Below are 10,929 nucleotides of genomic sequence, written 5' to 3'. Positions count from 1 at the left end.
TGCCCAGGGCGACGCTCATGGAATCCTCTACGGCCTACAGACGGCTGCGTACTCGATCAGCCTACCTACTGGAGACGGATCGGGTTGACGATGTCAGCCGTCACGGTGAGCAGTGTTACCGCCCCGCCGAGGAACACGATGACCATCGTGATCGCCGACAGTTTCGTGTAGTCCACCGGACCGCCCGCGGCCTTGCCGCGCAGCCCGCGCTGCCAGTCCCGGATCCGCTCGTACCAGGTGACCGCGATGTGGCCGCCGTCCAGCGGCAGCAGCGGCAGCAGGTTGAACACGCCGACGAAGAAGTTCAGGCTGGCCAGCAGGAGCAGGAACAACGGCCAGACCCCGGCTTCCACCGCCTCGCCGCCGATCCGGCTCGCGCCGACCACGCTGACCGGGGTGTTCGGATCCCGCTCACCGCCGAAGATCGCGTGCACCACCGCGGGGATGCGCTGCGGGAACTCCAGGAGCCGGTCCCAGGTCTGCCCGAACATGTCCGTGGCGAACGATCCCGCCGCGCCGAAGGCGGCCACCGGGCTGTAGTGCAGCGACTGCGCCCTGGTGACGCCGATCGCGCCCAACCGGTTGACCTTGGGGTTGTTCGGGTCGCCGACCGGTCGGTCGACCTGCACCACGTTGACGGTCAGGGGAATGATCCGCCCGTCACGCCGGACCTCGACGGTGACCGGGCCGGAGATCGGCTGGATCCGGGCGGTCACGTCGGTGAACGTGGGGGTGGCCACGCCCCCCACGGACACGATCTCGTCACCGGGTTTGAGCCCGGCATCCTTGGCCGGGGCCGGGTCGCCGGGGCGGCAGACCGGGGAGGTCGCCTGGCTGACCGTCGTGGCGTTGGTCACGCAGTCGGCCACGGACTCGATCTGCGGTTTACCCGTGGTGTTGGGCAGGCCCATCGTGGCCGCCATCAGGTACAACACGAGGAAGCCGAGGATGAAGTGCGTCACCGACCCGGCGGCCAGCACGACGGTGCGCTTCCAGGTCTTGTACCGCCACATGGCCCGCGGCGCCTCGTCGGGGGTGACCTCGTCGAGGGCCGTCATCCCGGCGATGTCGCAGAAACCGCCGAGCGGGATCCACTTCAGGCCGTACTCGGTCTCACCCCGCCGGAACGAGAAGACCTTGGGCCCGAAACCGATGAAGTAGCGGCGGACCTTCATCCCAAAGGCCTTCGCGGTGAGCATGTGCCCCGCCTCGTGCAGCGCGACGGACACGCAGATGCCCAGCGCGAAGAGCACGACTCCGAAAATGTAGGCGAGCAAGCCCTACTTCCTCTCCTCAGCGATTTCAGCGGCGCGGGCGCGCGCCCACCGTTCCGCGGCGAACACATCCTCCAGGTCACGGGGTTCGCGGCGCCACTCGTCAGCCTCCTGAACCACCTGTTCAACAGTGTCCACGATGGAGGTGAAGCGGGCGTTCTGCGCGAGGAAGGCGGCCACCATCGTCTCGTTCGCGGCGTTGAACACCGCGGGAAGGCAGCCGCCGGTCGTCCCGGCGTGACGGGCCAGTTCGACGGCGGGGAAGGCCTGGGCATCCAGCGGTTCGAAGGTCCACGACGAAGCCTGGTCCCAGCGGCACGGCCGGGCCGCTCCCGGCACCCGGTCGGGCCAGTGGAGGGCCAGCGCGATCGGCAGGCGCATGTCGGGCGGGCTGGCCTGCGCCAGCGTCGAGCCGTCGGTGAAGGTGACCATCGAGTGCACGATCGACTGGGGGTGCACGACCACGTCGATGCGGTCGCAGGGCACGTCGAACAGCAGGTGGGCCTCGATCAGCTCGAGCCCCTTGTTGACCAGGGTGGCCGAGTTGATGGTGATCAGCCGCCCCATCGACCAGGTGGGGTGGGCCAGGGCGTCGGACACGCTCACCTCGGCCATCTCGGCCCTGCTGCGGCCGCGGAACGGCCCGCCGGAGGCGGTGAGCACCAGCCGGTCGACCTCGTCCGCCCGGCCACCCCGCAACGCCTGCGCCATCGCGGAATGTTCGGAGTCCACCGGCACCAGCTGGCCCGGCCTGGCCGCCTTGAGCACCAGCGGTCCCCCGGCGATCAGGGACTCCTTGTTGGCCAGTGCCAGCATCGCGCCGGTGTCCAGCGCGCGCAGCGTGGGCTCGAGTCCCTGCGAACCGGGCATGCCGTTGAGCACCACGTCCACCGGCACGGCGGCGATGAGTTCGGTCACCGCGTCGGCGCCGGCGAAGATCCGCGGCAGGCGGAACTCGCCCCGCGCGTACCCGCGGCGCTGCGCCTCGGCGTACAGCGCCAGCTGCAGATCCTCGACCACGGTCGGTTTGACGACCGCGACCGCCTCCACCTCGTGCGCCAGGGCCTGGGCGGCGAGCGCGGCCGGATCGCCACCCCCGGCGGCGATGCCCGCGACGCGGAACAGGTGGGGATTACGGGCGGCGACGTCCAGTGCCTGCGTGCCGATGGACCCGGTGGAACCGAGCACGAGGACGGTGCGGGGTGTGTTCATCGCGACCATTGTCCCGAACCGCCCGGCGGGGGCGCCCGGGGCATGTGGGATTATCGCGAGTGCAGGTTCCGGCAGGTTGTGGAGGAGTGATCGTGGCAGGCAAGACGGTGGAGAAGCGGAAGCATTCCGGCGTCGGCACGGTGGACCCCCGCGACGAGCCGTCGGCGGCCTGGGGATGGCACGGCACCTTCCCGAAGGCCACCCGGATCGCCGGCTGGGTCACCGCGATCCTGTTGTTCGTGATGATCTACAACAACCACGAGAACAACACCGAGAACGTCTGGCTGATCGGTCTCGGCCTGGCCGTGATCATCGGGCTGCTCATCGACCTCAAGCGGCAGCGCACCGCCTGGCGGCGCTGACCGCACCCGCGGCCTGCGCCGGCTCAGCCCTCGGCGGCGAGCTGGCCGCAGGCCGCGGCGATCTCCTGGCCTCGCGTGTCCCGGACCGTGCAGGCCACTCCCCCGGCGTTGACGCGGCGCACGAACTCCCGCTCGACGGCCTTCGGACTGGCGTCCCACTCGCTGCCCGGTGTCGGGTTCAGCGGAATGACGTTGACGTGCACGAGCTGGTTGAGGTGCTTGCGCAGCCGCTTGGCCAGCAGGTCCGCGCGCCATGGCTGGTCGTTGACGTCCCGGATGAGCGCGTACTCGATCGAAACCCGCCGTCCGCTGGTGTCGGCGTAGTAGCGAGCCGCTTCGAGCACCTCGTCCACTGACCACCGGTTGTTCACCGGGACCAGCGTGTCACGCAACTCGTCGTCCGGCGTGTGCAGGGACACCGCCAGGCGCACCTGGAGCTTTTCGTCCGCCAGCCTCCGGATCGCCGGCGCCAGCCCGACCGTGGAGACGGTGACCGAACGCTGCGAAATGCCGAGCCCGCCGGGGGCGGGGTCGGTGATGCGCCGGACCGCGGCCACCACCCGCTTGTAGTTGGCCAGCGGCTCCCCCATGCCCATGAACACGATGTTCGACAGGCGGCCCGGGCTCGGCTTCCCGTCCGGCCCCGGCATCAACCCGTCCCGCATCACCGCGGCGGCGGCCCGGACCTGGTCGACGATCTCGGCCGTGGACAGGTTGCGGTCCAGCCCGCCCTGCCCGGTGGCGCAGAAGGGGCAGGCCATCCCGCACCCCGCCTGACTCGAGATGCACAGCGTGGCCCGATCGGGGTAGCGCATGAGCACGCTCTCCAGCAGCGTGCCGTCGTGCGCCCGCCACAGCGTCTTTCGCGTGGTGCCCTCGTCGCAGGCCACCGCGCGAACCTCGGTCAGCAGCGGCGGCATCAGCTCCGCGACCAGCCGATCGCGGGAGGCCGCCGGGATGTCCGTCATCGCCGCCGGGTCGACCGTGAGGCGCGAGAAGTAGTGATTCGACAGTTGCTTGGCGCGAAACGGCTTCTCGCCGAGTTCGGCGACCGCTTCCGCGCGCTCGGCGACGGTGAGGTCGGCCAGATGGCGGGGCGGCAGTCCGCGGCGAGGCGCCTCGAAGACCAGGGGGAGAGCAGTCATAACCGTTCCAGTGTCGCACGAACCGGCCCCTTGCCGAGCGACTGTTTCCGATATATCGTGAACATGTCGGAACATAACGAGAAAGGAGATCCGACATGCGATACCGAGCTTTTCCCTTCCCGCCGGATCCGGAGGGGCGCCGGGCTTTCGGGCCGCGCGGCCGCGGTGGATTCGGCGAGTTCCCGCCCGGCTGGGGTCCCAGCGGCCCGCGCCGAGGACACGGCCGTCCGCACCACCCCGGCGGCCGTCGCGGACGGCGCGGCGACGTGCGCGCGGCGATCCTCGCCCTGCTCGCCGAACAGCCACGGCACGGTTACGAGATCATCAGCGAGATCGCCGAGCGCAGCGGCGGGTTCTGGCGCCCCAGCCCGGGGTCGATCTACCCGACCCTGCAACTGCTCGCCGACGAGGGCCTGGTGATCAGCCACGACGAGGGCGGCAAGAAACTGTTCGAACTCACCGAGGAAGGACGGACAGCCGCCGGACGGCAGGACGAAACCCCGCCGTGGGAGCAGATCGCCCACGAGGTCGACCCGTCCGAAGTGAACCTGCGCAAGGCAGGCGCCACCCTGATGGCCGCCGCGATCCAGGTCTCCCAGGCCGGCACCCCCGGCCAGAAGAAACGAGCGGTCGAGGTACTCGACGAAGCCCGGCGTTCCCTCTACGGGATCCTGGGTGAAATCGATTCCGAAGACGACGAGTGACCGGGCAGCACGAGGCCGGTGGGCTTCTCGCGGACGTGTACGCGATAGTCCACCGGCACCGTGAAGCCGTTTGCGGGATCATCGTTGGCGCGTAGGACATCGGCGATGGCGCGCGCCGCCACCGCCGGGCTGAATTCGATCTTCAGCACGGCTTCCAGCTCGGCGCGTTCGGCGAACCACCATCGCGTGGCGACGCGCCGGCAGCGGAAACCCTGACCGGCGAAAAACGCTTCCACCGCCGCCGGGTCGTAGTGCGGCAGGTCCTCGCGCATCCATCGGCCGTACGGCTCTCCGGTCACGTCGAGATCCACGATCACCAGCGAACCGCCTGGGCGCAACACCCGGTCCGCTTCCCGCAGGCCCGGTTCGCAGCCCGGCCCGAAGAAGTACGCGGTGCGCGCGTGCACGACATCGGCGCACCCTTCCGGCAGCGGCAACCGCTGTGCCGGACCGCCCAGCACCTCCACGTTGCGCAGTTCGCCGACCCGCCGTTTTGCCCGCTGCAGCAACGGTTCGTGCGGTTCGACCCCGACCACCGACCGCGCCGCCGAGGCAAACACCGGCAGGTGGAAGCCGTCACCGCAGCCGACATCCACCACGTCCCGGCCGGCCCAGGCCGCCTCCTCCGCGATCACCCGCCAGATCGCGCCGTCCACGTCCTGTGCGCGGTTCTCCCGCTCGTAGACGTCCGGGTAGTACCAGATGTTCGGACTCGGTACCACGGCCCCGTCGCGGAGCTTCGCCTTCAGCCCGCGACGGGCGGCCTTCCACATAGGAACCAGCATAAGCGAGCGGAATCCGGGAAAACGCGCGTCGAGCGGCCGTAGCATGGGCAGCGGAACACTGGAGGACGTCATGACTTTCGGTTCGCCGCTGCGCCGATCCCTTCCCGCACCGGGAACGCCGTGCTGGGTGGAGTTGGCCACCGGCGACGAAGACACCGCCCAGCGCTTCTACGGCAAGCTGTTCGGCTGGAGGTTCGACGCCCACCGCGATCCGTCCACTCCCACCGGCCGGTATCTCATCGCGACTCTCGGCGGCAGTCAGGTCGGCGGCCTCTACCGGAGGGCGGAGGGCTCGGCCCCGCAGTGGACCGTCAACATCTCCGTGCACAACACCGCGGGCGCCGCGGAATGGGTCGCCCGGCTCGGTGGCGTGGTGACCCTCGGGCCGGTCGGTATTCCGCGCCGGGGCAGCGTCCTGCACGCGATGGATCCGGCCGGTGCCCCGCTCGTGCTCTGGCAGCCACCGCCGGACTGGGACTTCGGTACCGGAGTGCCGAACACCTTCGCCACCGCCGATCTCAACACCCACGACGGGGCCACCGCCGACGCCTTCTTCGGCCGCCTGTTCCGGTACCGGTGCCTGCAGATCGGGGACCACCACGGCATCGACTACGCGGAATGGCAGTTGGACCACCAGCCGGTGCTGTACCGGTACGTGATGGGGCCCGAGTATCCGGCGGACACTCCGCCGCACTGGATGGTCTACTTCGCCGCCGATCCGGCGGTCGGGGTTGACGCCACGGCCGGACACGCCGTCATGCTCGGCGGCCGGATCGTGGTCGGCGCCTACGACTCCCCCTGGGGTCGCATCGCCGTAGTCGCCGACCCCGATGGAGCGGTGTTCTCGATCGTCGACCGGAACGAAGTGCCCCAGGACTGGGGCCGGGCCGAGGTCGACGACCCCTACGACGACTGAACCCGAGCCGGGTTCAGCTCACGAAGGCCGACAGCAGCACCCAGGAAACAACCGCCGAAGGCAGCAGCGAGTCCAGCCGGTCCATCAGCCCGCCGTGCCCGGGCAGGAGGGTGCCCATGTCCTTGATGCCCAGATCGCGCTTGATCAGGGACTCGACGAGATCGCCCAGAGTCGCGGTGAGCACGATGGCGGCACCGAAGATCACCCCCTGCCACACCCGCCCGTCCAGCAGGAGCGACACGGCCAGCGCGCCGCCGGCGATGCCCGCGATCATCGATCCGGAGAAGCCCTCCCAGGTCTTCTTCGGACTGATCGTCGGCGCCATCGGGTGCTTTCCCTTGAGCACGCCGGCCACGTAGCCACCGGTGTCCGAGGCGACCACCGCGATCATGAAGGTCAGCACCCGGCCGACCCCGTCGTGCGGCGGCACCAGCATCGCGGCAAAGGAGGCGAACAGCGGCAGGTAGGCCGCCGCGAACACCGAGGCGGTGATGTCGCGCAGATACCCCTGCGCCCCGCCGGGAAGCCGCCACAACAGGCAGGCCAGCACCGTGATCACGAACGCGATCAGCGCCCCGGCCCGCCCGTACGGCCAGGCCAGCCAGATCATCGCCTGACCCCCGACGAGCAACGGGACCAGCGAGAGCCGGATGTCGGCGGCGCGGCGCAGGGCCTGCGCGAACTCGAAGGTCCCGGCCGCGACCGCCAGCGCGATGATCCCGATGAACAGGTACCGCACGGTGAGCAGCGAGACGAGAATCGCCGCACCCAACACCACCCCGACGGCGATGGCCGCCGGCAGGTTACGGCCGGCTCGCGACGGTTTCTTGGCCGGCTCGGCGGGTTCCACCGGCTCCGGAGAAGACATCGGCGCCTTCTCGCGCTCTTCGCTCACCTGGGCCATCAGACCTCGAGTAGCTCGGCTTCCTTGTGTTTGACGAGCTCGTCAATCTGGTTGACGTAGTTGTCGGTGAGGTGCTGCAGTTCCTTCTCGGCGCGGGCGACCTCGTCCTCACCGGCCTCGCCGTCCTTGGCGATCCGGTCCAGCTCTTCCTTGGCCTTGCGGCGGACCCCGCGGATGTGCACCTTGGCGTCCTCACCCTTGCTCTTGGCCATCTTGACCATCTCGCGACGCCGTTCCTCGGTCAGCTGCGGGATGACGACCCGGATGATGCTGCCGTCGTTGCTCGGGTTCACGCCCAGGTCCGAGTCGCGGATCGCCTTTTCGATCGCGGCCAGCTGCCCCTGGTCGTAGGGCTTGATGACCGCCATGCGCGCCTCGGGGATGTTCACCCCCGCCACCTGGTTGAGCGGCATGGTCGAGCCGTAGGCCTCCACCATCACCCGGGAGAACATCGACGGGTTGGCCCGGCCGGTCCGCACCGACGACAGATCCTCCTTGGCGAAGGACACCGCTTTTTCCATCTTCTCCTCGGCATCGAGAAGGGCTTCGTCGATCACGGCTGCTCCCGTTGTCTCTCAGTTGTCTCCTGTGATCCCACCAGGACTAGGCGTCGGGCCCGTCGGCGGGGGTGCTGACCAGTGTGCCGATCCTCTCACCACGGACCGCACGCGCGATGTTCCCCTCGGTGAGAAGGTTGAACACGATAATCGGCATGTTGTTGTCCATGCAGAGGCTGAAGGCGGTCGCGTCGGCGACCTTGAGCCCGCGCTCGAGCACCTCGCGATGGGTGATCTCGTCGAACATCTTGGCGCTGGGGTCGCTCTTCGGATCGGCGGTGAAGACACCGTCGACGGCCTTCGCCATGAGCACCGCTTCGCAGCCGATCTCCAGCGCCCGCTGGGCGGCGGCGGTGTCGGTGGAGAAGTAGGGCATCCCGACGCCTGCGGCGAAGATCACGACCCGGCCCTTCTCGAGGTGCCGCTCCGCGCGCCTCGGAATGTAGGGCTCGGCCACCTGGCCCATGGTGATCGCGCTCTGCACCCGCGTGGGCACGCCTTCCTTTTCCAGGAAGTCTTGCAGGGCGAGACAGTTCATCACGGTGCCGAGCATCGCCATGTAGTCGGCGCGATCCCGGTCCATACCGCGCTGGGACAGCTCGGCGCCGCGGAAGTAGTTGCCGCCGCCGATGACCACGGCCATCTGCACGCCCGTCCGCACCACGCCGGCGATCTGCTGGGCGACCGAGTGCACGACGTCCGGATCCACGCCCAGCGATCCACCGCCGAGCATCTCTCCACCCAGTTTCAGCAGTACCCGCCGGTAACCGTCGGCCTGATCCACCCTGTCACCAGCCCCGTTACGGGGGCCATCCCCCACCTCAGTCACGCCCGCCTCTTCTCCACTGGTACCGCTGCTGTGCCTGCCTGGCCCGTTCGTCACCGTGCCCCGTCCCCGACATCGCCGGAGACGGGGCACGGTCACATTTCAGCCGCCAGGCCTTACTGCTGGCCTACCTCGAACCGGGCGAACCGCGTCACGGTCACGCCGGCCTCGTCGAGCAGCTGCTTCACAGTCTTCTTGTTGTCGGTCACCGAAGGCTGCTCCAGGAGCACGACGTCCTTGTAGAACGCGTTCACCTTGCCCTCGATGATCTTCGGCAGCGCCTGCTCCGGCTTGCCCTCGGACCGCGCGGTCTCCTCCGCGATACGGCGCTCGTTGTCCACGAGCTCCGCCGGGACCTCTTCGCGGGTCAGGTACTTCGGCTTGAGCGCCGCGATCTGCAGTGCCGCACCCCGGGCCGCGTCGGCGTTGTCCCCGGTGTACTCCACCAGGACACCGACCGCCGGAGGCAGACCCGCGCCACGCCGGTGCAGGTAGGTCTCGACGGTGCCGTCGAAGGCCACGACCCGGCGCAGGACCAGCTTCTCACCGATCTTCGCCGACAGCTCCTGGATCGCGTCGTTGACGCTCTTGCCGCTCTCGATCTCGGCGGCGCCCAGCTTCTCGGCGTCGTCGGGGCGGGCGCTCTTGGCCACCGCCACGATCTTCTCGGCCAGCTGCTGGAACTGCTCGTTCTTGGCGACGAAGTCGGTCTCCGAGTTGAGCTCGACCAGAACGCCGCCGTCACCGGCGACCAGCCCTTCGGCGGTGGCCCGCTCGGCACGCTTGCCGACGTCCTTGGCACCCTTGATGCGCAGGAGTTCGACGGCCTTGTCGAAGTCGCCGCCCGACTCCTCCAGCGCCTTCTTGCAGTCCATCATGCCGGAACCGGTGAGCTCACGGAGACGCTTGACGTCTGCCGCGGTGTAGTTCGCCATCGTGCGTTGTCCGTTCCCTTCGGAAAAGTTCTGGGGGCGCGTGCCGCCGTCCCGGCGGCACGCGCGTTCGATCAGGAGGAGGCGGTCTGCTCGGCCGGCTTCTCGCCGCCCTCGCCACCGGCCAGCAGTTCCTTCTCCCACTCGGCCAGCGGCTCGTCCGAAGCCACACCGGGCTCCGGCTTGTCCTGGCCCTCCGGAGCGGAGCCGTTGCGGCCCGAACGGGCCAGCAGGCCGGCCGCCGCGGCCTCGGCGACCACCTTGGTGAGCAGCGCGGCGGAGCGGATCGCGTCGTCGTTGCCCGGGATCGGGTAGTCGACCTCGTCCGGGTCGCAGTTGGTGTCCAGCACCGCGACCACGGGGATGTTCAGCTTGCGCGCCTCACCGACGGCGATGTGCTCCTTCTTCGTGTCCACGATCCACACGGCGCTGGGCACCTTCGCCATGTCGCGGATACCGCCGAGGGTCTTCTCCAGCTTGTCCTTCTCGCGGGTCAGCGTCAGGATCTCGCGCTTGGTCAGCCCCTGGAAACCACCGGTCTGCTCCTGCGACTCGAGCTCCTTCAGACGCTGGAGGCGCTTGTGCACGGTCTGGAAGTTCGTGAGCATGCCGCCGAGCCAGCGCTGGTTGACGTAGGGCATGCCCACGCGCTGCGCCTCGGAAGCGATCGCTTCCTGCGCCTGCTTCTTCGTGCCGACGAACATGATGGTGCCGCCGTGCGCGACGGTCTCCTTGATGAACTCGTAGGCACGGTCGATGTAGGTCAGCGTCTGCTGCAGGTCGATGATGTAGATGCCGTTGCGCTCGGTGAGGATGTAGCGCTTCATCTTCGGGTTCCAGCGGCGGGTCTGGTGCCCGAAGTGCACGCCGGAATCGAGCAACTGCTTCATGGTGACGACGGCCATGGCCGGATTCGCACCTCTTCTGTCTTGGCGTGCCGGGATGAGCCGGCCCGCATGGTCGGTTTGCCGCCGCCGGCCGGGTGGCCGGCGGCCCTGGTGCCGTGCCGATGCCCGGACCCCGAGAGAAGCCGCGCTTCTCGACGGAGACCGCCGGGCGCCGCGTGTCCCGCCACCGGCCGATCCGAAGGAACGATGCCGGGAACAGGACCTGCACATACACGCGAAGTCGACCTGTGCCAGCACAGGCCGCGCAAACAGTGTACGCCCAGCCACCCTCGGGCTTCAGCACGGGCAACGGGAACCGGCAGGGTTGTCCACACCGCCCGAGTTGTCCACAGATTCCGGTTCTCCCCTGGCGGTCCGGCCCCGCCCGCCACGACAGTGGATCACGTGACCACCCTGTCCGTATT

The 10,929-nt window shown here is 69.0% G+C and carries 12 protein-coding genes; 3 read left to right on the top strand and 9 right to left on the bottom strand.

Annotation, left to right across the window (positions count from 1 at the left end; translation table 11 throughout):
• Window positions 1-65 precede the first annotated feature (65 nt).
• Window positions 66-1,277, bottom strand: a complete 1,212-nt coding sequence (locus FNH05_RS21645; RefSeq protein ID WP_144590537.1) for a M50 family metallopeptidase — start codon at window positions 1,275-1,277, stop codon at window positions 66-68.
• A gap of 3 nt (window positions 1,278-1,280) precedes the next feature.
• A complete protein-coding gene (gene dxr / locus FNH05_RS21640) occupies window positions 1,281-2,486 on the bottom strand; it encodes a 1-deoxy-D-xylulose-5-phosphate reductoisomerase (RefSeq protein WP_425458471.1) in 1,206 nt (401 codons plus the stop codon).
• Window positions 2,487-2,578: 92 nt separating this feature from the next.
• Between dxr and FNH05_RS21635 the strand changes: the two genes are divergently transcribed.
• Entirely contained in the window at window positions 2,579-2,848 is a 270-nt protein-coding gene (locus FNH05_RS21635; protein ID WP_144590535.1) for a DUF2631 domain-containing protein, read from the top strand.
• A 23-nt stretch (window positions 2,849-2,871) separates the two neighbouring features.
• On the opposite strand, the gene rlmN is transcribed toward FNH05_RS21635, so the two are convergent.
• Complete coding sequence (gene rlmN / locus FNH05_RS21630) at window positions 2,872-3,993, bottom strand: dual-specificity RNA methyltransferase RlmN (RefSeq protein ID WP_144590534.1); 1,122 nt, start codon at window positions 3,991-3,993, stop codon at window positions 2,872-2,874.
• A 95-nt stretch (window positions 3,994-4,088) separates the two neighbouring features.
• Between rlmN and FNH05_RS21625 the strand changes: the two genes are divergently transcribed.
• Window positions 4,089-4,697, top strand: coding sequence for a PadR family transcriptional regulator (locus FNH05_RS21625; RefSeq protein ID WP_144590533.1), 609 nt, complete (start codon window positions 4,089-4,091; stop codon window positions 4,695-4,697).
• On the opposite strand, the gene FNH05_RS21620 is transcribed toward FNH05_RS21625, so the two are convergent.
• Window positions 4,655-5,470 (bottom strand): class I SAM-dependent methyltransferase, encoded by an 816-nt coding sequence (locus FNH05_RS21620; protein WP_144590532.1) that lies wholly within the window; start codon window positions 5,468-5,470, stop codon window positions 4,655-4,657. The genes FNH05_RS21625 and FNH05_RS21620 overlap by 43 nt on opposite strands.
• A gap of 82 nt (window positions 5,471-5,552) precedes the next feature.
• Between FNH05_RS21620 and FNH05_RS21615 the strand changes: the two genes are divergently transcribed.
• Complete coding sequence (locus tag FNH05_RS21615) at window positions 5,553-6,398, top strand: VOC family protein (protein ID WP_144590531.1); 846 nt, start codon at window positions 5,553-5,555, stop codon at window positions 6,396-6,398.
• 13 nt (window positions 6,399-6,411) lie between these two features.
• On the opposite strand, the gene FNH05_RS21610 is transcribed toward FNH05_RS21615, so the two are convergent.
• The 5 genes from FNH05_RS21610 to rpsB all read right to left on the bottom strand — a co-directional run bounded on the left by FNH05_RS21610 (window position 6,412) and on the right by rpsB (window position 10,522).
• Window positions 6,412-7,302, bottom strand: coding sequence for a phosphatidate cytidylyltransferase (locus tag FNH05_RS21610; protein ID WP_144590530.1), 891 nt, complete (start codon window positions 7,300-7,302; stop codon window positions 6,412-6,414).
• Entirely contained in the window at window positions 7,302-7,859 is a 558-nt protein-coding gene (gene frr / locus FNH05_RS21605; protein WP_144590529.1) for a ribosome recycling factor, read from the bottom strand. Before frr ends, FNH05_RS21610 begins: the two co-directional genes overlap by 1 nt.
• A gap of 46 nt (window positions 7,860-7,905) precedes the next feature.
• Window positions 7,906-8,643: a UMP kinase gene (gene pyrH / locus FNH05_RS21600; RefSeq protein ID WP_281287626.1), complete on the bottom strand. Its 738-nt coding sequence runs from the start codon at window positions 8,641-8,643 to the stop codon at window positions 7,906-7,908.
• Between the two features lie 158 nt (window positions 8,644-8,801).
• Window positions 8,802-9,620, bottom strand: coding sequence for a translation elongation factor Ts (gene tsf, locus FNH05_RS21595; protein ID WP_144590528.1), 819 nt, complete (start codon window positions 9,618-9,620; stop codon window positions 8,802-8,804).
• A gap of 71 nt (window positions 9,621-9,691) precedes the next feature.
• A complete protein-coding gene (gene rpsB, locus FNH05_RS21590) occupies window positions 9,692-10,522 on the bottom strand; it encodes a 30S ribosomal protein S2 (RefSeq protein ID WP_144590527.1) in 831 nt (276 codons plus the stop codon).
• Window positions 10,523-10,929: the final 407 nt, after the last annotated feature.

This window comes from Amycolatopsis rhizosphaerae (assembly GCF_007713715.1).
Taxonomy (GTDB): Bacteria; Actinomycetota; Actinomycetes; order Mycobacteriales; family Pseudonocardiaceae; genus Amycolatopsis_E; species Amycolatopsis_E rhizosphaerae.
This window is presented reverse-complemented; position numbering and strand designations above follow the sequence as displayed.